28 protein-coding genes are annotated in these 25,985 nt (G+C 62.9%); 17 read left to right on the forward strand and 11 right to left on the reverse strand.

Going from position 1 to position 25,985, the window contains the following annotated elements:
• Nucleotides 1-46 precede the first annotated feature (46 nt).
• The 4 genes from rng (at nucleotide 47) to tldD (ending at nucleotide 7,755) form a co-directional block, all read left to right on the forward strand.
• Nucleotides 47-1,504: a ribonuclease G gene (gene rng / locus ACM62G_RS16940; RefSeq protein ID WP_054058956.1), complete on the forward strand. Its 1,458-nt coding sequence runs from the start codon at nucleotides 47-49 to the stop codon at nucleotides 1,502-1,504.
• Nucleotides 1,505-1,582: 78 nt separating this feature from the next.
• Entirely contained in the window at nucleotides 1,583-5,401 is a 3,819-nt protein-coding gene (locus tag ACM62G_RS16945) for a YhdP family protein (RefSeq protein ID WP_419735204.1), read from the forward strand.
• A 45-nt stretch (nucleotides 5,402-5,446) separates the two neighbouring features.
• Nucleotides 5,447-6,292: a carbon-nitrogen hydrolase family protein gene (locus ACM62G_RS16950; protein WP_054058958.1), complete on the forward strand. Its 846-nt coding sequence runs from the start codon at nucleotides 5,447-5,449 to the stop codon at nucleotides 6,290-6,292.
• A gap of 20 nt (nucleotides 6,293-6,312) precedes the next feature.
• The gene (gene tldD, locus ACM62G_RS16955; protein ID WP_273823404.1) at nucleotides 6,313-7,755 is read left to right on the forward strand and encodes a metalloprotease TldD; all 1,443 of its coding nucleotides are present in this window, start codon (nucleotides 6,313-6,315) and stop codon (nucleotides 7,753-7,755) included.
• A gap of 49 nt (nucleotides 7,756-7,804) precedes the next feature.
• Here tldD and yjgA read toward each other — a convergent pair whose 3' ends face one another.
• Entirely contained in the window at nucleotides 7,805-8,326 is a 522-nt protein-coding gene (gene yjgA, locus ACM62G_RS16960; protein ID WP_054058960.1) for a ribosome biogenesis factor YjgA, read from the reverse strand.
• 122 nt (nucleotides 8,327-8,448) lie between these two features.
• Between yjgA and pmbA the strand changes: the two genes are divergently transcribed.
• The 5 genes from pmbA (at nucleotide 8,449) to ACM62G_RS16985 (ending at nucleotide 12,818) form a co-directional block, all read left to right on the forward strand.
• Nucleotides 8,449-9,795 (forward strand): metalloprotease PmbA, encoded by a 1,347-nt coding sequence (pmbA, locus tag ACM62G_RS16965; protein ID WP_054061745.1) that lies wholly within the window; start codon nucleotides 8,449-8,451, stop codon nucleotides 9,793-9,795.
• A gap of 178 nt (nucleotides 9,796-9,973) precedes the next feature.
• Nucleotides 9,974-10,369 (forward strand): FagA protein, encoded by a 396-nt coding sequence (locus ACM62G_RS16970; RefSeq protein ID WP_273823402.1) that lies wholly within the window; start codon nucleotides 9,974-9,976, stop codon nucleotides 10,367-10,369.
• The gene (locus ACM62G_RS16975) at nucleotides 10,362-11,738 is read left to right on the forward strand and encodes a class II fumarate hydratase (RefSeq protein WP_054058963.1); all 1,377 of its coding nucleotides are present in this window, start codon (nucleotides 10,362-10,364) and stop codon (nucleotides 11,736-11,738) included. Before ACM62G_RS16970 ends, ACM62G_RS16975 begins: the two co-directional genes overlap by 8 nt.
• A 26-nt stretch (nucleotides 11,739-11,764) precedes the next feature.
• Nucleotides 11,765-12,205, forward strand: coding sequence for a hypothetical protein (locus tag ACM62G_RS16980; RefSeq protein ID WP_054061744.1), 441 nt, complete (start codon nucleotides 11,765-11,767; stop codon nucleotides 12,203-12,205).
• Nucleotide 12,206: 1 nt separating this feature from the next.
• Entirely contained in the window at nucleotides 12,207-12,818 is a 612-nt protein-coding gene (locus ACM62G_RS16985) for a superoxide dismutase (protein WP_054058965.1), read from the forward strand.
• Nucleotides 12,819-13,056: 238 nt separating this feature from the next.
• Here ACM62G_RS16985 and ACM62G_RS16990 read toward each other — a convergent pair whose 3' ends face one another.
• The 10 genes from ACM62G_RS16990 to ACM62G_RS17035 form a co-directional block, all read right to left on the reverse strand.
• Complete coding sequence (locus tag ACM62G_RS16990) at nucleotides 13,057-13,329, reverse strand: HPr family phosphocarrier protein (RefSeq protein WP_054058966.1); 273 nt, start codon at nucleotides 13,327-13,329, stop codon at nucleotides 13,057-13,059.
• Nucleotides 13,330-13,345: 16 nt separating this feature from the next.
• Nucleotides 13,346-14,203, reverse strand: a complete 858-nt coding sequence (gene rapZ / locus ACM62G_RS16995; RefSeq protein WP_017904305.1) for an RNase adapter RapZ — start codon at nucleotides 14,201-14,203, stop codon at nucleotides 13,346-13,348.
• Between the two features lie 2 nt (nucleotides 14,204-14,205).
• Nucleotides 14,206-14,670 (reverse strand): PTS IIA-like nitrogen regulatory protein PtsN, encoded by a 465-nt coding sequence (gene ptsN, locus ACM62G_RS17000; protein WP_029532608.1) that lies wholly within the window; start codon nucleotides 14,668-14,670, stop codon nucleotides 14,206-14,208.
• Between the two features lie 9 nt (nucleotides 14,671-14,679).
• Complete coding sequence (hpf, locus tag ACM62G_RS17005) at nucleotides 14,680-14,985, reverse strand: ribosome hibernation-promoting factor, HPF/YfiA family (protein ID WP_040064265.1); 306 nt, start codon at nucleotides 14,983-14,985, stop codon at nucleotides 14,680-14,682.
• 79 nt (nucleotides 14,986-15,064) lie between these two features.
• A complete protein-coding gene (locus ACM62G_RS17010) occupies nucleotides 15,065-16,561 on the reverse strand; it encodes an RNA polymerase factor sigma-54 (RefSeq protein ID WP_054058967.1) in 1,497 nt (498 codons plus the stop codon).
• A 194-nt stretch (nucleotides 16,562-16,755) separates the two neighbouring features.
• Nucleotides 16,756-17,481 carry an LPS export ABC transporter ATP-binding protein gene (gene lptB / locus ACM62G_RS17015; RefSeq protein WP_054058968.1) on the reverse strand — a complete coding sequence of 242 codons (726 nt, stop codon included), beginning with the start codon at nucleotides 17,479-17,481 and terminating at the stop codon, nucleotides 16,756-16,758.
• Complete coding sequence (lptA, locus tag ACM62G_RS17020) at nucleotides 17,481-18,026, reverse strand: lipopolysaccharide transport periplasmic protein LptA (RefSeq protein ID WP_054058969.1); 546 nt, start codon at nucleotides 18,024-18,026, stop codon at nucleotides 17,481-17,483. The genes lptB and lptA overlap by 1 nt, the downstream gene beginning before the upstream one ends.
• A complete protein-coding gene (gene lptC, locus ACM62G_RS17025) occupies nucleotides 18,013-18,585 on the reverse strand; it encodes an LPS export ABC transporter periplasmic protein LptC (RefSeq protein WP_054058970.1) in 573 nt (190 codons plus the stop codon). The genes lptA and lptC overlap by 14 nt, the downstream gene beginning before the upstream one ends.
• 8 nt (nucleotides 18,586-18,593) lie before the next feature.
• Nucleotides 18,594-19,118 carry a KdsC family phosphatase gene (locus tag ACM62G_RS17030; protein WP_054058971.1) on the reverse strand — a complete coding sequence of 175 codons (525 nt, stop codon included), beginning with the start codon at nucleotides 19,116-19,118 and terminating at the stop codon, nucleotides 18,594-18,596.
• Entirely contained in the window at nucleotides 19,119-20,093 is a 975-nt protein-coding gene (locus ACM62G_RS17035) for a KpsF/GutQ family sugar-phosphate isomerase (protein ID WP_054058972.1), read from the reverse strand. It abuts the gene before it with no gap.
• A 290-nt stretch (nucleotides 20,094-20,383) separates the two neighbouring features.
• On the opposite strand from ACM62G_RS17035, the gene ACM62G_RS17040 reads away from it, so the two are divergent.
• The 8 genes from ACM62G_RS17040 to hisG all read left to right on the forward strand — a co-directional run bounded on the left by ACM62G_RS17040 (nucleotide 20,384) and on the right by hisG (nucleotide 25,873).
• Nucleotides 20,384-21,193 (forward strand): ATP-binding cassette domain-containing protein, encoded by an 810-nt coding sequence (locus tag ACM62G_RS17040; protein ID WP_017904297.1) that lies wholly within the window; start codon nucleotides 20,384-20,386, stop codon nucleotides 21,191-21,193.
• Nucleotides 21,193-21,990, forward strand: coding sequence for a lipid asymmetry maintenance ABC transporter permease subunit MlaE (gene mlaE, locus ACM62G_RS17045; RefSeq protein ID WP_017904296.1), 798 nt, complete (start codon nucleotides 21,193-21,195; stop codon nucleotides 21,988-21,990). Before ACM62G_RS17040 ends, mlaE begins: the two co-directional genes overlap by 1 nt.
• Nucleotides 21,990-22,457, forward strand: a complete 468-nt coding sequence (gene mlaD / locus ACM62G_RS17050; protein WP_017904295.1) for an outer membrane lipid asymmetry maintenance protein MlaD — start codon at nucleotides 21,990-21,992, stop codon at nucleotides 22,455-22,457. Before mlaE ends, mlaD begins: the two co-directional genes overlap by 1 nt.
• A gap of 11 nt (nucleotides 22,458-22,468) precedes the next feature.
• The gene (locus ACM62G_RS17055; protein WP_054058973.1) at nucleotides 22,469-23,128 is read left to right on the forward strand and encodes an MlaC/ttg2D family ABC transporter substrate-binding protein; all 660 of its coding nucleotides are present in this window, start codon (nucleotides 22,469-22,471) and stop codon (nucleotides 23,126-23,128) included.
• Entirely contained in the window at nucleotides 23,121-23,426 is a 306-nt protein-coding gene (locus tag ACM62G_RS17060) for an STAS domain-containing protein (protein WP_419735205.1), read from the forward strand. Before ACM62G_RS17055 ends, ACM62G_RS17060 begins: the two co-directional genes overlap by 8 nt.
• Before the next feature lie 115 nt (nucleotides 23,427-23,541).
• Nucleotides 23,542-23,781: a BolA family protein gene (locus tag ACM62G_RS17065; RefSeq protein ID WP_017904292.1), complete on the forward strand. Its 240-nt coding sequence runs from the start codon at nucleotides 23,542-23,544 to the stop codon at nucleotides 23,779-23,781.
• Nucleotides 23,782-23,805: 24 nt separating this feature from the next.
• A complete protein-coding gene (gene murA / locus ACM62G_RS17070; RefSeq protein ID WP_054061742.1) occupies nucleotides 23,806-25,071 on the forward strand; it encodes a UDP-N-acetylglucosamine 1-carboxyvinyltransferase in 1,266 nt (421 codons plus the stop codon).
• Between the two features lie 166 nt (nucleotides 25,072-25,237).
• Nucleotides 25,238-25,873 (forward strand): ATP phosphoribosyltransferase, encoded by a 636-nt coding sequence (hisG, locus tag ACM62G_RS17075; protein WP_054058976.1) that lies wholly within the window; start codon nucleotides 25,238-25,240, stop codon nucleotides 25,871-25,873.
• The last annotated feature ends 112 nt before the right edge of the window (nucleotides 25,874-25,985 follow it).

Here is a 25,985-nt window from a genome sequence, read left to right on the forward strand (position 1 = left end):
CCAGTGAACGGCAATAATTGTGAACACGCCTGAACGAGACGCAGCCATGAGTGAAGAGATCCTGATCAACATCACGCCGATGGAATCGCGCGTGGCGGTGGTAGAGAACGGTGTGTTGCAAGAGGTCCATGTCGAGCGGACGCAGAAGCGCGGTATCGTCGGCAATATCTACAAGGGCAAGGTGGTCCGGGTGCTGCCGGGCATGCAGGCGGCGTTCGTCGATATCGGCCTGGACCGGGCTGCGTTCATCCACGCCTCGGAAATCTCCATGCGCGAAGGCCCGGCGGTGGAAAGCATCAGTGCGCTGGTTCACGAAGGGCAGAGCCTGGTGGTGCAGGTCACCAAGGACCCGATCGGTACCAAGGGCGCCCGCCTGACCACGCAGCTGTCGATTCCGTCGCGCTACCTGGTGTACATGCCACGCACCGCACATGTCGGCATTTCGCTGAAGATCGAAGACGAAGCCGAGCGTGAGCGGCTGAAGAAGGTGGTCAGCGACTGCGTGGCCCAGGAAGGCATCAAGGAGGCCGGCGGCTTCATCCTGCGTACCGCCGCCGAGGGCGCCGGGGCCGACGAGATCATGATGGACATCCGTTACCTGCGGCGCCTCTGGGACCAGATCGGTACGCAGATCAAGACCATCGGTGCGCCCAATGTCATCTACGAGGACCTCGGTCTGGCGCTGCGCACCCTGCGCGACCTGGTCAGCCCGAAGATCGAGAAGATCCGTATCGACTCCCGGGAAACCTTTCAGAAAACCACGCAGTTCGTCGCCGAGCTGATGCCGGAAATCGCCGATCGCCTGGAACACTACCCCGGCGAACGACCGATCTTCGATCTGTACGGCGTCGAGGATGAGATCCAGAAGGCCCTGGAGCGCAAGGTCCCGCTCAAGTCCGGCGGCTACCTGGTGGTCGACCCGGCGGAAGCCATGACCACCATCGACGTCAATACCGGGGCTTTCGTCGGTCATCGCAACCTCGAGGAAACCATCTTCAAGACCAACCTCGAGGCGGCCACCGCGATCGCCCGCCAACTGCGCCTGCGCAACCTGGGCGGGATCATCATCATCGACTTCATAGACATGGAGGACGAGGAGCATCAGCGCCAGGTGCTGCGTACCCTGGAAAAGCAGCTGGAACGCGACCACGCCAAGACCAACATCATCGGCATCACCGAACTGGGCCTGGTGCAGATGACCCGCAAGCGCACCCGCGAAAGCCTGGAGCAGGTGTTGTGCGAGCCGTGCAGCAGTTGCCAGGGGCGCGGCAAGCTGAAGACCCCGGAGACGGTTTGTTACGAGATTTTCCGCGAAATCCTTCGCGAGGCCCGTGCCTATCAGGCCGAAGGCTATAGAGTATTGGCCAACCAGAAAGTCGTCGACCGGCTGCTGGATGAAGAGTCGGGCAATGTCGCGGAACTGGAGGCCTTTATCGGGCGCACCATCCGTTTCCAGGTCGAAACCATGTACTCCCAGGAACAATACGACGTGGTGCTGCTCTGATTCCCTGTTCCGTATACATATTGCCCGCACTGCCTGAAGCCGGCCTTTTCATCGAATTCTGCCTGAGGGGCCACTGACATGGAGCGTTTGTCGCGCTTTGTTGCCGCGTTGACCCGCTGGAGCCTGGGCATCTGTGCGTTGCTGCTGGTATTGCTGGCGTTGTACGTCAGCCTGGGGCGGCAACTCGTGCCGCTGGTGGCCGAATACCGTGCCGATGTCGAAACCAGGGCGCAGGCGGCATTGGGCATGCCATTGGCCATTGGCAGCCTGGAAGGGCACTGGAGCGGGTTGGCACCGGTGCTGTCGGCCCACGATGTAATGATCGGTACGGGGGGCTCGGCCCTGCGCCTGGACCATGTGCAGGTGATCCCGGATATCCGCGCCAGCCTGCTGGCCCGCGAGCTGCGTATCGCCCGCCTCGAACTGCATGGGCTGCAGCTCAACCTCAGGCAGGGCGAGGATGGGCAATGGGCCCTCGAAGGCCTGCCGCGCCCGGCTGATGACCAGCCGCTGGACCCTGAACAGGTGCTCAAGCGCCTGCAGGTGATCGAGCAGTTGTCGGTGCTGGACAGTCAATTGACGCTGGAACCTTATGGCGAGTCGCCGCTGACCCTGACCTATGTCGGCCTGAACCTGCGCGTCGGCCCCGGTCGCCAGCGCCTCGATCTGCGCCTGAACCTGCCCGACGGCCAGCCACTGGCGCTCAACCTGACGACCCGCATGCGCCCCAGCGACTGGCGCCATGCGTCCGCCGAAGCCTACCTGAGCCTGCCGCAGAGCGACTGGGCGCGCTGGCTGCCGGCGAGCCTGGCCGGAAAATGGAAGATCGCCGAACTCAAGGCCGGCGGTGAATTCTGGTTGAAGTGGGCCGATGGCACGGTGCAGAGCGCCGTGGCGCGGCTCAATGCCCCGCAGTTTCGCGGTGGGTACGCCGATCGCCAGCCGGCGAAAATCGACAACCTCGCCCTCAATGCCTATCTGCAACGCAACGACCAGGGCTTTAGCCTGCTGCTCGACTCGCTGGCGATGAACCTGGGGGAGACCCGCTGGGAGTCCCACCTGCAATTGCAGCAGAGTGCCGCGACCGACAAGAGCGGTGAAGTGTGGCACGTGCAGGCCGATCGCCTGGACCTGACGCCGATCACTGCGCTGCTCGACAGCCTGGCGCCGCTGCCGCAAGGGCTGGCCACGGTGATCGACCACCTGAAAGTCACCGGGGCCTTGCGCAATGTGTTGCTCGATTACCGGCCACAGGAAACCGGTGACCGTCGCCTGAGCTTCGAGGCCAACCTCGAGCGGGTCGGTTTCGACGCCTATCACGGTGCGCCGGCGGCGCGCAATGTCACCGGCAGCATCAGCGGCGACCTGGGGCACGGCGAGTTGCGCATGGACAGCAAGGACTTCTCGCTGTTCCTCTATCCGATCTTCAACAAGCCCTGGCAGTACCTGCAGGCCAACGCCCGGCTGACCTGGAAGCTCGATCAGGAGGGCTTTACCCTGATCGCGCCCTATATCAAGGTGCTCGGCGAGGAGGGGCGGATCGCCGCCGACTTCCTGATCCGCCTGCATTTCGCCCCGGAGCAGGAAGACTACATGGATCTGCGGGTCGGTCTGGTCGACGGTGACGGACGTTTCACGCCCAAGTACCTGCCGGCGGTGTTGAGCCCCTCCCTCGACGAATGGTTGCGTACCGCGATTCTCCACGGTGCCGTGGACCAGGGTTTCTTCCAGTACCAGGGTTCGCTGAACCACGATGCCGCCGCCGCCGCACGCAGCATCAGCCTGTTCTTCAAGGTCCATGACGCCGAACTGGCCTTCCAGCCGGGTTGGCCCCATGTCGGCAAGGTCAACGGCGATGTGTTCATCGAGGACAGCGGGGTGCGGATCAAGGCCAGCAAGGGCCAGTTGCTCGATACCCAGGTCAGCGATGTGATGGTCAACATCCCGCACTCGACCGCGGGCAAGGCGCCGCACATGTTCCTCGACGGCAATTTTGCCGGCGGTCTCGGCGATGGCCTGAAGATTCTCCAGGAGGCGCCGATCGGTACCGGCCCGACCTTTGCCGGTTGGCAGGGCGAGGGCAGCCTGCAGGGCAAGGTCAGGCTGGATGTTCCGCTGGAGAAGGGCGACGAGCCCAAGGTGCTGGTGGACTTCGCCACCGACCAGGCGCGGCTGAAGCTGGCTGACCCGAGTCTCGAACTGACCCAGCTCAAGGGCAATTTCCGTTTCGACAGCGACAAGGGCCTCAGTGGCGATGGCATCAGCGCCCAGGCGTTCGACCGGCCGATCACCGCGCAGATCAGTGCCGACGGCAAGCCTGGCAGCCTCAGCACCCGGGTCACGGCCAAGGGCCAGGTGGCCCTCAGGAAACTCACCGATTGGCTGGGCGTCAGCCAGCCGCTGCCGGTATCCGGCGACCTGCCGTACCAGCTGCAGTTGAACCTCGACGGTGCCGACAGCCAACTGATGATCAGTTCCAACCTCAAGGGCGTGGCCGTCGATCTGCCCGCTCCTTTTGGCATGCCGGCCAGCCAGGGGCGCGACAGCGTGTTCCGCATGACCCTGCAAGGTGCCGAACGGCGCTACTGGTTCGACTATGGCGAGCTGGCGAACTTCACCTTTGCCGCCCCGGGCGGCAGGTTCGCCGACGGCCGGGGGGAGTTGTTCCTCGGCGATGGCGATGCACAACTGCCGACGGTCAAGGGCCTGCGGGTACGTGGCGTACTCTCGGAACTGGACATGGAACCGTGGAAGGCGGTGATCGACCGCTATGCCGGCCAGGATCCGGGTGGCAATGCCAAACAGTTGCTCAGCAGCGCGGATTTCAAGGTCGATAAGCTCAGCGGTTTCGGCACCCGGTTCGACCAGGTCAGCCTGCAGATGGCCCGCAGTGGCTCGACCTGGGGATTGTTGATCGACAGCCAGCAGGCCAAGGGTAGTGTGACGCTGCCGGATGCCAAGGGGGCCCCGATCGGCGTCAAGCTGGCCTATGTGCGGTTGCCGGCCCCGGACCCGAGCGTGGTCGCCGATGAAAATGCCCCGGACCCGCTGGCCTCGGTGGACCCACAGCAGATCCCGGCGCTGGATATCGCCATCGACCAGTTGTTCCAGGGCCAGGACCTGGTGGGCGCCTGGTCGCTGAAGGTGCGGCCGACGCCCAAGGGAATCCAGCTCAACGACCTCAATCTCGGCCTCAAGGGGATGCAGTTGCAGGGCAATGGCGGCTGGGAAGGCGCGCCGGGCAGCAGTGGCAGCTGGATCAATGGGCGCCTGGAGGGCAAGAACCTCGCTGATGTGCTCAAGGCCTGGAGCTTCGCGCCGACCGTGACCAGCGACGACTTCCACCTCGATGTCGATGGCCGTTGGCCCGGCTCGCCGGCCTGGGTCGGGCTCAAGCGTTTCTCCGGCAGCCTGGATGCGACCCTGCGCAAGGGCCAGTTCGTCGAAGTCGAGGGCGGTGCCCAGGCCTTGCGGGTGTTCGGTCTGCTGAACTTCAACTCCATCGGTCGCCGCCTGCGCCTGGATTTCTCCGACCTGCTCGGCAAGGGCCTGAGCTATGACCGGGTCAAGGGACTGCTGGTAGCCAGCGATGGCGTATATGTCACCCGCGAACCGATCACGTTGACCGGGCCGTCGAGCAACCTGGAACTCAACGGTACGCTGGACATGGTCAGCGACCGGGTCGATGCCAAGCTGCTGGTGACCTTGCCGGTGACCAACAACCTGCCGATCGCCGCGCTGATCGTCGGAGCGCCGGCCATCGGTGGTGCGCTGTTCCTGATCGACAAGCTGATCGGCGACCGGGTCGCGCGGTTCGCCAGTGTGAAGTACAGCGTCACCGGTCCCTGGAAAGAACCGAAAATCACGTTCGACAAACCTTTTGAAAAGTCCAAGTAGCGCCCCATGGAGTAGCATGGTGGCCAGTCTTCCAAGGAGTGTGCCATGACTTTCTCCGTCATCCAGATGGTCAGCCAGGACGATGTGCTGGCCAACCTGACCCAGGCCCGTCGCCTGCTCGAGCAGGCCGCCGAAGGCGGTGCGCGACTGGCGGTGTTGCCGGAAAACTTCGCCGCCATGGGCCGTCGTGACGTCGCCGCGATCGGCCGGGCCGAGGCGCTGGGCGAGGGGCCGATCCTGCCGTGGTTGAAACAGGTCGCGCGCGACCTCAGGTTATGGATTGTCGCGGGTACCCTGCCGTTGCCGCCGGTCGGCCAGCCGGATGCCAAGTCCAATGCCTGCTCGTTGCTGGTCGATGACCAGGGCGAAACGGTGGCCCGCTACGACAAGCTGCACCTGTTCGATGTGGACGTGGCGGACAATCGGGGTCGTTATCGTGAATCCGATGACTATGCTCATGGTAGCCGGGTAGTGGTGGCCGATACGCCGGTGGGGCGTCTGGGCCTGAGCGTGTGCTATGACCTGCGCTTCCCCGAGCTGTACAGCGAACTGCGGCTGGCCGGTGCGGAACTGATCACCGCGCCCTCGGCCTTCACCGCAGTGACCGGTGCGGCGCATTGGGACGTGCTGATTCGTGCCCGTGCCATCGAGACCCAGTGCTATCTGCTGGCGGCTGCCCAGGGCGGCGTGCATCCGGGGCCGCGCGAGACCTTCGGGCATGCGGCGATCGTCGATCCGTGGGGGCGTGTCCTCGCCCGGCAGGATCAGGGCGAAGCGGTGTTGCTGGCCGAGCGTGACAGTAATGAACAGGCGTCCATCCGGGCGCGGATGCCGGTGGCGAGTCACCGGCGCTTTTTCTCGCAGGGCGCGCAGCGACCTGCATCGCAATGACGAAATAAGGCGCAAAACCTATGAGCGAGTTGTTGTCCTCAGTCAGCGAACACCTGTTGGCGCCGGGTGGCGTGACCATCGAAAACCTTCAATCGGTCCTGGGTGACCTGGCCGGGCCCGGCATCGACGCCGCCGACCTGTATTTCCAGGGGCAGATTTCCGAGTCCTGGGCGCTCGAAGACGGTATCGTCAAGGAAGGCAGCTTCAACCTGGACCAGGGTGTCGGCGTACGCGCGCAATCCGGGGAAAAGACCGGCTTCGCCTATAGCAACGCCATCACCCTCGACGCCCTGGGCGCAGCCGCGCGTGCGGCCCGTTCGATCTCCCGTGCCGGGCAGAACGGCCGGGTGCAGGCGTTCTCCGCCCAGGACGTGGCACAACTCTATGCACCGGACAATCCGCTGGACGTCCTGACCCGCGCCGAGAAAGTCGAACTGCTCAAGCGCATCGACGTCGCCACTCGCGCCCTCGACCCGCGTATCCAGCAGGTTTCGGTGAGCATGGCCGGCGTCTGGGAGCGCATTCTGGTGGCCTCTACCGACGGTGGCCTGGCGGCGGACGTACGACCGCTGGTGCGTTTCAACGTCAGCGTGATCGTCGAGCACAATGGCCGGCGCGAGCGGGGTGGCCACGGTGGTGGCGGGCGTACCGACTACCGTTATTTCCTCAGTGAAGACCGTGCCATGGGGTATGCCCGCGAGGCCTTGCGCCAGGCGCTGGTCAACCTGGAAGCGATCCCCGCTCCGGCCGGTACACTGCCGGTGGTGCTCGGTTCCGGCTGGTCTGGCGTCCTGCTGCACGAGGCGGTCGGCCACGGCCTGGAAGGCGATTTCAATCGCAAGGGCAGTTCGGCCTACAGCGGACGGATGGGCGAAAGGGTCGCTTCGAGCCTGTGCACCATCGTCGATGACGGCACCCTGGCCGGCCGTCGCGGCTCGCTGAGCGTCGATGACGAGGGCACTGCGACCGAATGCACCACGCTGATCGAGAACGGCGTGCTCAAGGGCTACATGCAGGACAAGCTCAATGCCCGCCTGATGGGCGTCGCCCGTACCGGCAACGGCCGCCGCGAATCCTATGCGCACCTGCCGATGCCACGCATGACCAACACCTACATGCTCGGCGGCGAAAGCGACCCGGCGGAAATCATCGCCTCGGTGAAGAAGGGGATCTACTGCGCCAACCTCGGCGGCGGCCAGGTCGATATCACCAGCGGCAAGTTCGTGTTCTCTACCAGCGAGGCCTACCTGATCGAGGACGGCAGGATCACTGCGCCGGTCAAGGGGGCGACGCTGATCGGCAATGGGCCGGAAGCCATGAGCCGGGTGTCGATGGTTGGCAACGACCTGGCACTGGACAGTGGTGTGGGCACGTGTGGCAAGGATGGGCAGTCGGTGCCGGTGGGTGTTGGCCAGCCGACCCTGAAGATCGACGCGATCACCGTGGGCGGCACGGGCGCGTAGGGGCCGGAGCGCTTGGGTGAGCCGCTTGCCGGCCCACCCAGGTCGACACTCAGCGCAGGCCGCGTTGGGTGTCGTCCAGCTCCCGGATGTACTTGAAGACTTTACGGCTGGAAGCCGGTGGCTTGTTGTGTGCCAGTTCGTGCTGGGCCTGGCGGATCAGCGAGCGCAGTTGCTGGCGGTCCGCCTCGGGGTACTCGCTGACGAACTTTTCCAGGACGTCGTCGTTGCCCGTGATCAGGCGATCGCGCCAGCGTTCGAGGTTATGGAAGCGTTCATTGTACTGCTTGGTGGAGGCATCGACCTGGTCGAGCACCACCCGGATGGCGTCGATGTCCTGGTCGCGCATCAGCTTGCCGATGAACAGGATGTGTCGTTTGCGCGCGATATGCGCGGTGTGCTTCGGCGCATCGGCCAGGGCACGGCGCAAGCCGTCGGTCAGTGGCAGTTTTGCCAGCAGGTCAGGCTTGAGTGTGGTCAGTCGCTCACCGAGATCAACCAGAGCATGCAGCTCGCGTTTGACCTGGGATTTGCTTTTCTCCCCATCGAGGGAGTCGTCGTAAGAATCAACCATGGTGGCAGTCCGCAAAGAAACGCCGCCATGATAACCAGTCGGGGGCCGCTTGTCCGGCCCGCTCGTTCGATGAGCGTGACTGAAAGCTGCATTTGAGTGGAGAAAGCTGAGTGGAGAAGACCATGAGCGCAGCACAAAGCGTTGGCCCGCAGGCCTTGCCGGCCCTGCAGGAGCAGGTCGAGCAGATTCTTGCCGAGGCCAGGCGCCAGGGGGCCAGTGCCTGTGAGGTGGCGGTGTCCGTGGAGCAGGGGCTGTCGACGTCGGTGCGCCAGCGGGAAGTGGAAACGGTCGAGTTCAACCGTGACCAGGGCTTCGGTATCACCTTGTACGTGGGGCAGCGCAAGGGCTCGGCCAGCACTTCGGCCAGTGGCGCCGAGGCCATTCGCGAAACCGTCGCGGCGGCGTTGGCCATCGCCAGGCACACCTCCGAGGACGAGTGCTCCGGGCTGGCCGATGCGGCCCTGATGGCCAAGCAAATCAAGGATTTCGACCTGTTCCACGAATGGAACATCACCCCGGAGCAGGCGATCGAGCGGGCGCTGATCTGTGAAGCGGCGGCCTTCGACGCCGACAGTCGGATCCGTAACGCCGACGGCACCACCCTGAGCACGTCCCAGGGGTGCCGGGTGTACGGTAACAGCCACGGTTTCATCGCCGGCTCGGCGTCGACGCGCCATAGCCTCAGCTGTGTGATGATCGCCGAAGGCGATGGGCAGATGCAGCGTGACTACTGGTACGACGTCAATCGCCAGGGCGAGCTGCTGGCCGACGCCGTCAGCATTGGCCGCAAGGCCGCGCAGCGGGCGGCCAGCCGCCTGGGCGCGCGTCCGGTGCCGACCTGCGAAGTGCCGGTGCTGTTTTCGGCGGAACTGGCCGGTGGGTTGTTCGGCAGTTTCCTGTCGGCGATTTCCGGCGGCAACCTGTATCGCAAGTCGTCGTTCCTCGAGGGCGCGTTGGGGCAACGGCTGTTCCCGCAGTGGCTGACCATCGATGAGCGTCCGCACCTGATGCGGGCCATGAGCAGTTCGGCCTTCGACAGCGATGGCCTGGCGACCTATGCCAAGCCGTTCGTCGAGAATGGCACGTTGGTGTCCTATGTGCTGGGCACCTACTCGGGACGCAAGCTCGGCCTGCCGAGCACCGCCAACGCCGGCGGCGTGCACAACCTGTTCGTCACCCATGGGGTCGAGGACCAGGATGCCCTGATTCGCCGAATGGGGCGCGGCCTGTTGGTGACCGAGCTGATGGGGCATGGACTGAATATGGTCACCGGGGACTATTCCCGTGGAGCGGCCGGTTTCTGGGTGGAGAATGGCGAGATCCAGTTCCCGGTTCAGGAAGTGACCATTGCCGGCAACCTGCGCGACATGTTCAAGCAGATCGTCGCCGTGGGCAGCGATCTCGAGCTGCGCAGCAACATCCGCACCGGCTCGGTGCTGATCGAGCGGATGACTGTCGCCGGTAGCTGATCCACCGCCGCAACCCGAACGAAAAGGCGCGTCGCTCAAGCGACGCGCCTTTTTTTGTGCCGACGCCACGCTGAGGAAGCCTGTCCCTCAATGAGGGGGGACAGGCCCGTTTTGCAAGCGTTGTGTTGATTATCAATATCGTATAATAATAAATCTCATTATCGAATGAGCCTGGGTCATGAGTTCTGCCTTGCATGAGCAACCCTATCTGGACAGCTGGCGCTGGATGAGCCGCCAGGTCCGCTGCGCACTGCTGCCGGACGAGCCCCGGCTGATCGACCATTACCTCGCCGAGGGCCGCTACCTGGCCTGTTGCACACCCACTTCACCCTGGACCATCGCTGCAACGTCCTTTCGCCTGCTGCTCGATACGGCCACCGATACCGCGTTGCCCTGGCACTGGCGGTCGTTATGCCTGGACCAGGCCTGGCGGCCGTTGCGCGATCTGGAGCGCCAGGCGCTGTGCAATTGCCGGCTGCGCCGCTGGCAAAGCTTTGCCTGGCAGTTGGCGAACTGCTCGCTGCTGCCTTCCATTCCCCTGACTGAACTGGTGCAAGGATTTCCCGATGAGTAATACCCGTATCGAACGCGACAGCATGGGCGAACTGCAGGTGCCGGCGGAAGCCCTGTATGGCGCCCAGACCCAGCGTGCCGTGGACAACTTCCCCATCAGCCACCAGCGCATGCCGACGCAGTTCATTCGTGCCCTGATCCTGGCCAAGGCGGCTGCGGCTCAGGCCAACGTCGAACTCAGGCAACTGAGCGCAGCCCAGGGCAAGGCCATCGTCGATGCCTGCCAGGGCCTGCTCGAAGGCGATTTCATGCTGCACTTCCCGGTGGATATCTATCAGACCGGCTCCGGCACCAGCTCCAACATGAACGCCAACGAGGTGATCGCGACCCTCGCCAGCCGTCTGCTGGGTGAGCCGGTCAACCCCAATGACCATGTCAACTGCGGCCAAAGCAGCAACGACATCATCCCCACCACCATCCATGTCAGCGCCGCACTGGCCCTGCACGAGCAACTGTTGCCGGCCCTGGCGCACCTGGTGCGGGTCACCGAGGCCAAGGCGGAGCAGGTTCATCCGTTCATCAAGACCGGTCGCACCCACCTGATGGACGCCATGCCGGTGCGTCTGAGCCAGGTGCTCGATGGCTGGGCGGCACAGCTCAAGGCCAACGTCCTGCATCTGCAGAACCTGCTGCCCAGCCTGCAATCCCTGGCCCAGGGCGGTACCGCGGTGGGTACCGGGATCAACGCGCACCCACAGTTCGCCGAACTGTTCAGTCGCCAACTGAGCGCCTTGACCCGTGTACCGTTCACGCCAGGTGGCAACCTGTTCGCCCTGATCGGCTCCCAGGATACCGCGGTCGCCGTTTCCGGCCAGTTGAAGACGACCGCGGTGTCGCTGATGAAGATCGCCAACGACCTGCGCTGGATGAACTCCGGCCCGCTGGCCGGCCTGGCCGAGATCGAGCTGGAGGCCCTGCAGCCCGGTTCGTCGATCATGCCGGGCAAGGTCAATCCGGTGATTCCGGAAGCGACCGCGATGGTCGCCGCCCAGGTGATCGGCAACGACGCGACGATTGCCGTGGCCGGCCAGTCGGGCAACTTCGAACTGAACGTGATGCTGCCGATCATTGCCCACAACCTGCTGGGCAGCATCGAGCTGCTGGCCAATGCCAGTCGTCTGCTGGCCGACAAGGCCATCGCCAGCTTCAAGGTCAACGAGGCCAAGCTCAAGGAGGCGCTGTCGCGCAACCCGATCCTGGTCACCGCGCTGAACCCGATCATCGGTTACCAGAAAGCCGCCGAGATTGCCAAGAAGGCCTATCAGCAAGGTCGGCCGATCATCGAGGTGGCGCTCGAACATACCGATCTGCCCCGTAGCCAACTGGAAACCCTGCTGGATCCGGAAAAGCTCACGGCCGGTGGCGTGTAATCCACTGCATTGTCTGGAGGTTCGTCATGGAACACTGGAGACGCACAATCGAAAGGGCCAATCGCCATTTCAACCTTGGCGAGCTGGTCGATGCCCGCGAGCACTACCTGCAGGCCCTGGCCCTGGCGCAGGTGTTGTTCGAGCGCTGGCCGGATGCCGAGGAGGCGGTGGCCGCCTGCGTGATTTCCCACCACAACCTGGCGGACCTGCACCTGCGCCTCAATCAGCCGGAAGAGAGCGTCGAGTACCTGTGCGCCATTCACCAGCGCCTGTTGCAGGCGATGCAGGACACTCGGCTTCCCGTCGCGCTGCGTGAGGCGGCGCTGCACCAGAGCAGCAAAACCTACGTCGAACTGCTGGCCTTCATCAGCGAGTACGGCGAGTACCCCCGCACCAGCCGCCTGCTGCACAGCCGGACGGCCTCCTCGGGCGCTGTCCCGTCGAGTCATCAACATGGAGTTCATTGAAATGCCCTACGCCTTGCCTGCGCTGCCCTACAGCTACGACGCCCTGGAACCGCATATCGATGCCAAGACCATGGAGATCCACTACACCAGGCACCACCAGACCTACGTCACCAACCTCAATGCGGCTGTCGAGGGGTCGCAGTGGGCCGACTGGCCTGTCGAGGCGCTGGTGGCCGCGGTTGGCCAGTTGCCGGAGAACATGCGTCCGGCCGTGATCAACCATGGTGGCGGCCATGCCAACCACTCGCTGTTCTGGGCGGTGATGAGCCCGCTGGGGGGCGGCGAGCCGGAGGCGGCGCTGGGACGGGCCATCGACGAGCAACTGGGCGGCTTCGAGGCGTTCAAGGAAGCCTTCACCAAGGCCGCGCTGACGCGTTTTGGCAGCGGCTGGGCGTGGCTGAGCGTGACGCCGGAGAAAAAACTGGTGGTCGAGAGCAGTGGCAACCAGGACAGTCCGCTGATGAACGGCAATACGCCGATCCTCGGCCTGGACGTCTGGGAGCATGCCTATTACCTGCTGTACCAGAACCGTCGCCCGGAATACATCAATGCTTTCTACAATGTGATCAACTGGCCGGAAGTCGAACGGCGTTATCTCGCGGCCCTGGCGTAAAACACACTACCCACAAGATCCAGAGCCGATGATGGAGACAGATACCGTGGCAATGAGCAGAGGGCGACGCTTTCGCCAGGGAGTTGGCTGGCTGTTGTTGCTGGCTGGAGTGGTGCTGCTCGTTGCCCGGTTGTTCGGCTGGCTGGCGGGTGCCTGATCAGCGGCAGGTTATCCGCTGCAGGCAGGCCTGCTTACCCACCGCTGATGGGGGAGCGGGCTTGCCCGCTCTGCCGGGGGGTTATTCGCCTTCGTCGAAGTAGTTGTTGATCAACGCCACCAACGCCGCCATGGCCTCGTCTTCCTGTTCGCCTTCGGTCTTTATGTGGATCCGGGTGCCCTTGCCCGCAGCCAGCATCATCATGGCCATGATGCTCTTGCCGTCGACCATGCTTTCGGGCGTGCGCCCGACCCGGATCTGGCAGGGATACTGGCCGGCAACGCCGACGAACTTCGCTGAAGCGCGGGCATGCAGGCCCAGCTTGTTGATGATTTCGATTTCCAGAGCGGGCATCGCGATGGTGATCCTTTCAGCTAAGGTCGCGGTGGCGGACCTGGACGTTCTTCAGGGACTGCTGCAACAACTGACCCAGGCGCTCGGTCAGGTAGACGGAGCGGTGGTGCCCGCCGGTGCAGCCAATGGCAATGGTGACGTAAGCACGGTTGCTGGCGGCGAAGCGTGGCAACCATTTGAGCAGGTAGCTGGAAATGTCCTGGAACATCTCCTCGACGTCCGGCTGTGCGGCGAGGTATTCGGCTACCGGCTGGTCGAGCCCGGACTGCTCGCGCAGTTCCGGTTTCCAATACGGGTTGGGCAGGCAGCGCACGTCGAACACCAGGTCGGCGTCCACCGGCATGCCGCGCTTGAAGCCGAACGATTCTACCAGAAATGCGGTGCCCGGTTCCGGCTGGTTCAGCAGCCGCAGCTTGATGGTATCGCGCAACTGATAGAGGTTGAGATTGGTGGTGTTGACCTTGAGGTCCGCCAGGTCGGCAATCGGCCCCAGCAGGTTGCTCTCGTCGCGGATGGCTTCGGCCAGCGAGCGGTTGGCGCTGCTCAGGGGGTGGCGTCGACGGGTCTCGGAGAAACGCTTGAGCAGGGTTTCCTCATCGGCATCCAGGTACAGCACGTCGCACTGGATATGTCGGCCGCGGACTTCGTCCAGCAGTTCGGGGAAACGTGACAGGTGGCTGGGCAGGTTGCGCGCGTCGATGGACACGGCGACCAGCGGTTGCGCCAGCTCGGTATGGATCAACGCCCGTTCGGCCAGTTCCGGCAGCAACCCGGCCGGCAGGTTGTCGATGCAGTAATAGCCGCTGTCCTCGAGTACGTCGAGGGCGGTGCTTTTACCTGAGCCGGAGCGGCCGCTGACGATGATCAAGCGCATGGTTACTGACCGTTCTGCACGTCCAGGACAACCTGATACAGGGCTTCATTGCTTGGTGCGCTACGCAGGCGGTCGCGCACCTCCTTGCGGTCCAGCATGCTGGCAATCTGCCGGAGCAGTTCCAGGTGCGCATCGGTGGCAGCCTGCGGGACCAGCAGCACGAACAGCAGGTCGACCGGGGCGCCGTCGATGGCGTCGAAATCGATAGGGGCGTCCAGGTGCATCAGGGCACTGATGGGCGCTTCGCAGCCCTTGAGCCGGCAGTGGGGGATGGCGATGCCATTGCCAAAGCCGGTGGAGCCGAGTTTTTCACGGGCGATCAGGCTCTCGTAGACATCCTGCATCTCCAGATCGGGCACTTCGCGGCTGATCAGGTTGGCAATTTGTTCGAGTGCACGCTTTTTACTGCCGCCCGGCACGTTCACCAGGGAACGGCCGGGGGTCAGGATATTTTCAAGTCGAATCATGGGAGGATGTTAACGACCCGTACCTTGGAGCAGGTGCAGGTTCTTTTCCTTGTGCTTTTTCAGTTGGCGGTCGAGCTTGTCGGTCAGCAGGTCGATTGCTGCATACATGTCGTCATGTTCTGCATTGGCAACCACCTCGCCGCCGTGGATATGCAAAGTGGCCTCGATTTTCTGCTTCAGTTTCTCGACGGCCATTGTCACCTGTACGTTGGTGATCTTGTCGAAGTGGCGTTCCAATCGGTCGAGTTTTTCACCGATATAGACACGCAGTGGTTCGGTCACTTCCAGTTGGTGTCCACTGATGTTGACTTGCATACAGCTTCTCCTTCGTTGCCAGTGCATAAAGCGGCAAGCCTGATGGCTTGCCACTGGAACGCTGTGGCACGCCCGGCGGTTACATCAACCGCTTCCGTTCGCTGGAAGGCGCGATTCCGAGGGACTCGCGGTACTTGGCGACGGTACGACGGGCGACCTGAATGCCTTGTGCCTCCAGTAAACCAGCGATCTTGCTGTCACTCAACGGCTTTTTCTGATTTTCCGCCGCCACCAGTTTCTTGATGATTGCGCGGATCGCCGTGGACGAGCATTCGCCGCCTTCGGAAGTGCTGACGTGGCTGGAGAAAAAGTATTTCAGTTCGTAGATACCGCGGGGGGTATGCATGAATTTCTGGGTGGTGACCCGGGAAATGGTCGACTCGTGCATGCCCACCGCTTCGGCGATGTCGTGCAGCACCAGCGGCTTCATCGCCTCGTCGCCGTACTCCAGGAAACCGCGCTGATGCTCGACGATCTGGGTGGCGACCTTCATCAGTGTCTCGTTGCGGCTCTGCAGGCTCTTGATGAACCAGCGCGCCTCCTGCAACTGGTTGCGCATGAAGGTGTTGTCGGCACTGGTGTCGGCACGGCGGACGAAGCCGGCATACTGCGGGTTGACCCGCAGGCGTGGCACCGATTCCTGGTTCAGTTCCACCAGCCAGCGTTCGTTGTCCTTGCGCACGATCACGTCGGGGACCACGTACTCGGCTTCGGTCGACTCGATCTGCGAGCCGGGGCGCGGGTTGAGGCTCTGTACCAGTTCGATGACCTGGCGCAGTTCGTCTTCCTTGAGTTTCATGCGCCGCATCAGCTGACTGTAGTCGCGGCTGCCCAGCAGGTCGATGAAATCGGTGACCAGGCGCTTGGCCTCGTTCAGCCAGGGGGTCTTGGCCGGCAGCTGGCGCAGTTGCAGCAGCAGGCATTCGCCGAGGTTGCGCGCGCCGATGCCGGCGGGCTCGAACTGCTGGATGCGATGCAGGACGGCCTCGATCTCGTCGAGTTCGATGTCCAGCTCCGGGTCGAACGCTTCGAGAATCTCTTCGAGGGTCTCGTCCAGGTAGCCCTGGTTGTTGATGCAGTCGATCAGGGTCACGGCGATCAGGCGATCGGTGTCGGACATCGGAGCCAGGTTCAGTTGCCACAGCAGGTGGCTTTGCAGGCTTTCGCCGGCCGAGGTGCGGGTGGTGAAGTCCCACTCGTCGTCATCGTTGCCGGGCAGGCTGCTGGCGCTGGTCTGGTAGACGTCCTCCCAGGCGGTGTCGACCGGGAGTTCGTTGGGAATGCGTTCGCTCCACTCGCCTTCGTCGATGTTGTCGACGGTGGGGGCGGTTTCCTGCTGGTAGGAGGTTTCCGGGATTTCGGGCGTGGTGTTCTGCTCGGCCTTGTCGGCCATTGGATCGCTGTTATCGAAGTCGTCGCCTTCTTCCTGGCGTTCGAGCATCGGATTGGATTCCAGGGCTTCCTGGATTTCCTGCTGAAGATCCAGGGTCGACAATTGGAGCAGGCGGATGGCCTGTTGCAGCTGCGGCGTCATCGTCAGCTGCTGGCCCATTTTAAGGACTAGCGATGGTTTCATGGCAGGGGCTTAACACCTTATTTGCCGGCGCGCATGCGCCATCCACTACAGGGCGCCGGAGCGCCAAACATAAGCAAATTATATGCCCGAAACCGGAGTGTTTGCCTAGAGCGCTGTAACAATAAAAAGCCGGAAAAAGCGGTGGTTCTTATCGAAAACTCATGCGCTCAGGCGGGTATTGGGTTCCCCGATGCTTACAGGCGGAACTCGTGGCCCAGATAGACTTCCTTGACCAGTTCGTTGGCCAGGATGGTTTGCGAATCGCCTTCGGCGATCAGTTGTCCATCGTTGACGATATAGGCGGTCTCACAGATATCCAGGGTCTCGCGGACGTTGTGGTCGGTGATCAGTACACCGATGCCCTTGGCCTTGAGGTGATGGATGATCTGCTTGATGTCGCCCACGGAAATCGGGTCGACACCGGCGAACGGTTCGTCCAGCAGGATGAACTTCGGCGCGGTGGCCAGGGCACGGGCGATTTCCACGCGGCGTCGTTCACCACCGGACAGGCTCATGCCGAGGTTGTCACGGATGTGGCTGATATGGAATTCCTGCAGCAGGCTTTCCAGCTCCTTGCGACGGGCGGCCTTGTCGAGGTCCTTGCGGGTCTCGAGGATCGCCATGATGTTGTCGGCCACCGACAGCTTGCGGAAAATCGAGGCTTCCTGGGGCAGATAGCCGATCCCGGCGCGGGCGCGGCCGTGCATCGGCTGGTGGCTGACGTCCTGGTCGTCGATCAGCACGCGACCCTGGTCGGCCTGGACCAGGCCGACGATCATGTAGAAACAGGTGGTCTTGCCAGCACCGTTGGGGCCGAGCAGGCCGACGATCTGTCCGCTTTCGATCGACAGGCTGACGTCACGCACGACCTGGCGACTTTTATAGGCCTTGGCCAGATGCTGGGCTTTCAGAATTGCCATTACTGGGCCTTGTGCTCGTCAGTTTTCTTTTTCGGCTGGATAACCATGTCGATGCGCTGGCGCGGCGTGGTGATCGGGCTGCCGTTGGCGCGACCGGCGGTTGCCACCTGTTTCACCGTGTCGTAGACGATCTTCTCGCCTTCGGTGGTGTTGCCTTCGTTGACCACCTTGGCCTGGTCGATCAGGACGATGCGGTTCTGCTGGGCATGGTACTGGATGGTCTTGCCGTAGCCGCGGACCGGCTGCGGGTCGGTGGCTTTCTGCTTCTGCTCGAAGTAGGCCAGGTTGCCCACGGAGGTCACCACGTCGATGGCGCCGTCCTTGGTCCGGGTGAGCGTCACGGTGTTGCCCTTAACGATCATCGAACCCTGAGTGATGATGACGTCGCCCTTGTAGGTGGCGATGCCCTGCTTGTCATCCAGTTGAGCGTCGTCAGCTTGAATGCGGATGGGCTGCTCGCTGTCGTTCGGCAGAGCCCAGGCGCTCACGCTTCCCAGTGCTGCGCCCAGGCTGAGCAAAATAGGGAGGGTTTTAACGAGACTCATACTGTCCTCTTACGTTCGATAGCAGGTGCATCCTGCTTTCTTCCAGATAGGCTTTCATGCCCTTGCCCGTGGTCACGCCGTTGGGGCCGTCGATTCTAACGGCTTGCTCGGTCTGCGCATATTGCTTCTGTGGGAATACTGTCATCCGGGTCGTGGTAATGATGACATGGCGCTGTTTTTCGTCGGTGCGCGCGACCCGCACCGAGTCGATCAGCTCGACCTCGGTGCCGTCCGGGTTGACCTCGGCGCGTTCGCTCTGGACGTGCCAGGGGAACGCGGTGCCGCGGTAGACCTGCAGGTCCGGCTTGGTCACCAGGGTGACGTCGGAAACCTTGAGATGCTCGACCTTGTCACCGGTCATGTCGTACTGCACCTTGCCGTCGGGCATGTACTGGACGCTATGGGCATTGATCGCATAGTAGTCGATGGCATTGTTGTCCACCGGTGCGGCCGTCTGTTCCAGGAAGCGTTCCGGGCTGATGTTCCAGTAGCCAACGGCCGCGAACAGGGCGGCAATGACTCCGAACAGCAGAATGTTGCGAATCTTCTTGTTCAGCATAAAAGGCTCTACAGGTAGGCGGCGTGGGCCGCTTCAAGGCTGTCCTGGGCGCGCAGGATCAGCTCGCAGAATTCGCGCGCGGCGCCCTCGCCGCCACGTGCCTGGGTCACGCCGTGGGCGTGTTCGCGCACGAAGCTCGCGGCATTGGCCACGGCCATGCCCAGGCCGACGCGGCGGATCACCGGCAGGTCAGGCAGGTCGTCGCCCAGATAGGCGACCTGTTCATAGTCTAGGCCGAGTTGGGCGAGCAGGGCGTCAAGCACCACCAGCTTGTCTTCGCGGCCCTGGAACACATGGGGGATGCCCAGGTTCCTGGCGCGTCGCTCGACCAGCACGGTCTTGCGGCCGCTGATGATAGCGGTTTGCACGCCAGCCGCCATCAGCATCTTGATACCCTGGCCGTCCAGGGTGCTGAACGACTTGAACTCGCTGCCATCCTCGAGGAAGTACAGGCGACCGTCGGTAAGGACGCCGTCGACGTCGAATACCGCCAGCTTGATGTTCTTGCCGCGTTGCAGCAGATCAGTGCTCATTTACATTACTCCGGCGCGCAGCAGGTCGTGCATGTTCAAGGCGCCGACCGGGCGATCCTCGTCATCGACCACCACCAGGGCGCTGATTTTATGGTCTTCCATGATCTTCAGGGCCTCGGCGGCGAGCATCTCGGCCCGGGCGGTCTTGCCGTGAGGGGTCATGACCTCTTCGATCAGGGCGCTGTGGATGTCGATGGTGCGATCCAGGGTGCGACGCAGGTCGCCATCGGTGAAGATCCCGGCGAGGCGACCGTCGGCTTCGACGATCACGGTCATGCCCAGGCCCTTGCGAGTCATTTCCATCAGCGCGTTTTTCAGCAGGGTACCGCGCAGTACCTGTGGCAACTCGTCGCCGGCGTGCATGACGTTTTCCACTTTCAGCAGCAGGCGCCGCCCCAGGGCACCGCCCGGATGGGAGAACGCGAAGTCTTCGGCGGTGAAACCACGGGCTTCGAGCAGGGCGACGGCCAGGGCATCGCCCATCACCAGGGCTGCGGTGGTCGACGAGGTGGGTGCCAGGTTCAGCGGGCAGGCCTCGTGTTCGATGCGGGCGTTGAGGTTGACTTCGGCGGCCTTGGCCAGCGGCGAGTCCGGGTTGCCGGTCAGGCTGATCAGCTGGATGCCCAGGCGCTTGATCAGCGGCAGCAGGGTGACTATTTCCGAGGTCGAGCCGGAGTTCGACAGGGCCAGGATGACGTCATCGCGGGTGATCATGCCCATGTCGCCGTGGCTGGCCTCGGCCGGGTGGACGAAGAAGGCCGGGGTGCCGGTGCTCGCCAGGGTCGCGGCGATCTTGTTGCCGATGTGCCCGGACTTGCCCATGCCGAGCACGACCACGCGGCCTTTGCTGGCCAGAATCATCTCGCAAGCGCGTACGAAATCTGCGTCGATGTGGGCCAACAAGCCTTCCACGGCTTCTACTTCGAGGCGGATGGTGCGTTGTGCCGATTGAATCAGGTCGCTGGATTGGCTCATGTCAGAAATCGTATAGCCCGATGAAAAGGCGCGATTATAGCGGTAATGAGCAATTCCCTCACGCTTGATCGTTGCTCTTTACGCCGTGGGTGTAGGAGGCGGCTGTCAGTTTTCGCTCGGGTGTGTGTCAAAACCGACTGTCCCTCGCCTGAACAAGCGCGGCTTCGGCCTTGGGCGGCTCGTATCAGCAGTGATATAGTTCGCGACCAGTTCGGCCCGCTCAGGATGTGCGCACCTCTTTTTACAGGGGCCTGGTGTCCGAGACAGAGGCTGCATCGCAAGGAGTCTAGATGAGCGTCGATAACGCCTACGCGGTCGAGCTGAAGGGGGTTACCTTCAAGCGCGGCGCGCGCAGCATCTTCAATAATGTCGATATTCGCATTCCGCGGGGCAAGGTCACCGGCATCATGGGGCCCTCCGGATGTGGCAAGACCACCCTGTTGCGGTTGATGGGCGCGCAGTTGCGCCCCAACAGCGGCGAGGTCTGGGTCAACGGCCGGAACCTGCCGGCGCTGTCGCGCAGCGACCTGTTCGACTCGCGCAAGCACATGGGTGTGCTGTTCCAGAGCGGGGCGCTGTTCACCGATCTGGATGTCTTCGAGAACGTCGCCTTTCCGCTGCGGGTGCACACCGAGCTGCCGGAGGAGATGATTCGCGACATCGTCCTGCTGAAACTGCAGGCCGTTGGCCTGCGCGGCGCGGTCGACCTGATGCCCGACGAGCTTTCCGGCGGCATGAAGCGGCGCGTGGCCCTGGCACGGGCGATCGCGCTGGATCCGCAGATCCTCATGTACGACGAGCCGTTCGTCGGCCAGGACCCGATCGCCATGGGCGTGCTGGTGCGGCTGATCCGCCTGCTCAACGATGCCCTGGGCATCACCAGCATCGTCGTCTCCCATGACCTGGCGGAAACCGCGAGCATCGCCGACTACCTGTATGTGGTGGGGGACGGGCAGGTGCTGGGCCAGGGCACGCCCGAAGAACTGATGAATGCCGATAACCCGCGCATTCGCCAGTTCATGACCGGCAATCCGGATGGTCCCGTGCCGTTCCATTACCCGGCGCCGGATTACCGCGCAGATCTGTTGGGGAAGCGCTGATGCGCAAGCATTCATTGATCGAGAGAATTCGTCTGTTCGGGCGTTCGGGCATCGACGTGCTCGCGGTACTCGGGCGTTCGACGCTGTTTCTGTTTCACGTGCTGTTCGGCCGTGGCGGCATCGGCGGCGGTTTCGGCCTGCTGGTCAGGCAGTTGCACGCCGTGGGTGTCATGTCGCTGGTGATCATCGTCGTATCCGGGATTTTCATCGGCATGGTGCTGGCGCTGCAGGGCTTCAATATCCTGTCCAGCTACGGTTCCGAGCAGGCGGTGGGGCAGATGGTCGCCCTGACGCTGCTGCGCGAGCTGGGGCCGGTGGTCACCGCCTTGCTGTTCGCCGGCCGTGCCGGCTCGGCCCTGACTGCGGAAATCGGCAACATGAAATCCACCGAGCAGCTTTCCAGCCTGGAAATGATCGGTGTCGATCCGCTCAAGTACATCGTCGCGCCCCGGTTGTGGGCCGGCTTCATTTCCCTGCCGCTGCTGGCGATGATCTTCAGCGTGGTCGGCATCTGGGGCGGTTCGTGGGTGGCGGTGGACTGGCTGGGCGTCTATGACGGCTCCTACTGGGCCAACATGCAGAACAGCGTGACCTTCAACGGCGACGTGCTGAAGGGGATTGTCAAGAGCATCGTGTTCGCCTTCGTGGTGACCTGGATTGCCGTGTTTCAAGGCTACGACTGCGAGCCCACTTCGGAAGGGATCAGCCGTGCCACTACCAAGACCGTGGTCTATGCCTCTCTGGCAGTACTCGGCCTGGACTTTATTCTGACCGCCTTGATGTTTGGAGATTTCTGATGCAAAACCGCACCCTGGAAATCGGTGTCGGCCTTTTCCTGCTGGCCGGCATCCTGGCTTTGCTGTTGCTGGCATTGCGGGTCAGTGGGCTATCCCCTACGGCAAATACTGAAACATATAAACTTTACGCGTACTTCGACAATATCGCCGGTTTGACTGTCAGAGCCAAGGTGACCATGGCCGGTGTGACCATCGGCAAGGTCACGGCGATCGATCTGGACCGCGACAACTTCACGGGGCGGGTGACCATGCAAGTCGACAAGAGCGTGAACAACCTGCCGACTGACTCGACCGCGTCCATCCTCACCGCGGGTTTGCTCGGTGAGAAGTACATCGGTATCAGCGTGGGCGGGGAAGACACCCTGCTCAAGGATGGCGGAACCATCCATGACACCCAGTCGGCGCTGGTACTGGAAGATCTGATCGGTAAATTCCTGCTCAATACCGTTAATAAAGACGCCAAATGAGGAGTTTTTCCATGATCTCTATCTTGCGCCGTAGCCTGCTGGTATTGCTTGCGGCGTTGCCGCTGATGGGCAATGCCGTGGCGGCTCCTTCTGCCCACGACCTGGTGCAGGACACCACCAACAAGATGCTCGCCGATCTCGCGGCGAACCGGGAGAAGTACAAGCAGAACCCGGGTGACTTCTACAATTCGCTGAACGCCATCGTCGGCCCGGTGGTGGACGCCGAAGGCATTTCCAAGAGCATCATGACCGTCAAGTATTCGCGCAAGGCAACGCCCGAGCAGATGGCCCGCTTCCAGGAAAACTTCAAGCGTGGCCTGTTCCAGTTCTATGGCAACGCGCTGCTCGAGTACAACAACCAGGGTATCACCGTCGATGCGCCCAAGGACGAGTCGGGTGACCGCACCAGCGTCGGCATGACTGTCAAGGGCAACAACGGCGCGATCTATCCGGTTTCCTACACCCTTGAGAAGATCAACGGCGAATGGAAACTGCGCAACGTGATCATCAACGGCATCAACATCGGCAAGCTGTTCCGTGACCAGTTCGCCGACGCGATGCAGCGCAACGGCAACAACCTGGACAAGACCATCGACGGCTGGGCGGGTGAGGTGGAGAAGGCCAAGGCCGAATCCGAGAAGAACCCGCAGAAGGATAGCGGCGGTGAGTGAGGCCAGCATTCGCCTGGGCGAGGCGGGTGAACTGCACCTGGCCGGCGTGCTCGACTACAGTACCGGCGCGGCCTTGCGCAAGCAGGGTCAGGCGCTGATCGAGTCGAGCGACGCCGCGGCGCTGGTGGTCGATTGTTCGGCGGTGGAGAAGTCCAGCAGCGTCGGCCTGGCCCTGCTGCTGGCCTTCATGCGCGATGCGGCCAGGCTTGGCAAGTCCTTCAGCATCCGGGGCATGTCCCGGGAAATGCGCGAAATCGCCGAGGTTTCCGAACTGACGGAACTGCTGGGCGTTCAATAATTGGCGCAAGGCTCGAAGCCCCCCGTCAGAGTCCTGCTCATGCGGGGTTCGCAGGCGCGGGGCTTTTTTGTATCATGACCGACCCGCGCGCGTTGGGCGCCGATCGAGGTTGAGCATGCAGGCCACCGAAGTAAAAAGCTTCCTTGAAGAAAAGCTGCCAGGAACCCAGGTTGAAGTTGAGGGCCAGGGCTGCAACTTCCAGTTGAATGTGATCAGTGACGAACTGGCGGCCTTGAGCCCGGTAAAGCGTCAGCAGAGCATCTATGCGCATTTGAACCCATGGATCGCCGATGGCAGCATCCATGCGGTCACCATGAAATTTTTCAGCAGCGCGGCCTGGGCCGAGCGCACCTGAGCCTGAATTGGCGTCGAGATTCCTATGGATAAACTGATTATTACCGGCGGCGTTCGTCTTGATGGCGAAATCCGCATCTCCGGGGCAAAGAACTCCGCCCTGCCGATTCTGGCTGCCACCTTGCTGTGCGATGGCCCGGTCACCGTGGCCAACCTGCCGCACCTGCACGACATCACCACCATGATCGAGTTGTTCGGGCGCATGGGCATCGAGCCTGTGATCGACGAAAAGCTTGCCGTGGAAATCGATCCGCGCACCATCAAGACCCTGGTGGCGCCGTACGAGCTGGTGAAGACCATGCGTGCGTCGATCCTGGTACTGGGCCCGATGGTTGCCCGTTTCGGTCAGGCCGAAGTGGCCCTGCCGGGCGGCTGCGCCATCGGCTCGCGTCCGGTCGACCTGCACATCCGCGGCCTGGAAGCCATGGGCGCGGTGATCGACGTCGAGGGCGGCTACATCAAGGCCAAGGCGCCGGAAGGCGGCCTGCGTGGCGCGAACTTCTTCTTCGATACCGTCTCCGTGACCGGTACCGAGAACATCATGATGGCCGCGGCCCTGGCCCGCGGTCGCAGCGTGCTGCAGAACGCCGCGCGCGAACCGGAAGTGGTCGACCTGGCGAACTTCCTCAATGCCATGGGCGCGAAGATTTCCGGCGCCGGCTCCGACACCATCACCATCGACGGTGTCGAGCGCCTGCATTCGGCGAACTACAAGGTCATGCCTGACCGCATCGAGACCGGCACCTACCTGGTGGCAGCCGCTGTCACCGGTGGCCGGGTCAAGGTCAAGGACACCGATCCGACCATCCTCGAAGCGGTCCTGGAAAAGCTCAAGGAATCCGGCGCGGTCATCACTACCGGCGAGGACTGGATCGAGCTGAACATGCATGGCAAGCGGCCGAAGGCGGTCAACGTGCGCACTGCGCCGTATCCGGCGTTCCCGACCGACATGCAGGCCCAGTTCATCTCCCTCAACGCGATTGCCGAAGGCACTGGCGCGGTGATCGAGACCATCTTCGAAAACCGCTTCATGCACGTGTACGAACTGCACCGCATGGGTGCCAGGATCCAGGTCGAGGGTAACACCGCGATCGTCACCGGTACCGAAGTCCTCAAGGGGGCTCCGGTCATGGCCACCGACCTGCGGGCGTCGGCCAGCCTGGTGATTTCGGCGCTGGCCGCCGAAGGCGACACGCTGATCGACCGGATCTACCACATCGACCGTGGCTACGAGTGCATCGAAGAGAAGCTGCAGATGCTGGGTGCCAAGATCCGTCGCGTTCCGGGCTAGCCATTGCGGGTGACGGTCCGGCTCCGCCCTGGCTGGAGACGGCTTGCTGGCGATCGCGGTGTGTCACTGACCCATCGCGATCGCCAGCAAGCCGGCTCCTACAGGGAATGCGCTTCGGTCTGTTAGAGTGTTGCAATATCCTGAATTGAAGGACCTAGGTTTCCCCATGCTGACCATTGCACTGTCCAAGGGCCGTATCCTCGACGATACCCTGCCGTTGCTCGCCGAGGCGGGTATCGTGCCCACCGAGAATCCGGACAAGAGCCGCAAGCTGATCATTCCGACGACCCAGGAGGATGTCCGCCTGCTGATCGTTCGTGCCACTGACGTGCCGACCTATGTCGAGCATGGTGCAGCCGACCTCGGCGTCGCCGGCAAGGATGTGCTGATGGAGTACGGCGGCCAGGGGCTGTACGAGCCGCTGGACCTGCAGATCGCCCGCTGCAAGCTGATGACCGCTGGCGCCGTCGGTGCGGTCGAGCCCAAGGGCCGGCTGCGGGTGGCGACCAAGTTCGTCAATGTCGCCAAGCGCTACTACGCCGAGCAGGGCCGTCAGGTCGATATCATCAAGCTGTATGGCTCGATGGAGCTGGCGCCGCTGATCGGCCTGGCCGACAAGATCATCGACGTCGTCGACACCGGCAACACCCTGCGGGCCAACGGCCTGGAACCCCAGGAACTGATTGCGACCATCAGCTCCCGCCTGGTGGTGAACAAGGCCTCGATGAAGATGCAGCACGCCCGTATCCAGTCCCTGATCGACACCCTGCGCAAGGCAGTGGAGTCGCGACACCGTAGCTGACACACATGCGCGGCCCTGAGCCGCGCCCATCTATCCGTGTCATAGCCGGAATTCTCAGGTGCCCACGCGGATGGCTTGGTAGTCTGGGGCGCGTGATCGCTATTGAGCGTCA

Origin of the sequence: Pseudomonas sp. COR18 (assembly GCF_048568395.1) — a bacterium.
GTDB lineage: Bacteria > Pseudomonadota > Gammaproteobacteria > Pseudomonadales > Pseudomonadaceae > Aquipseudomonas > Aquipseudomonas fuscovaginae_B.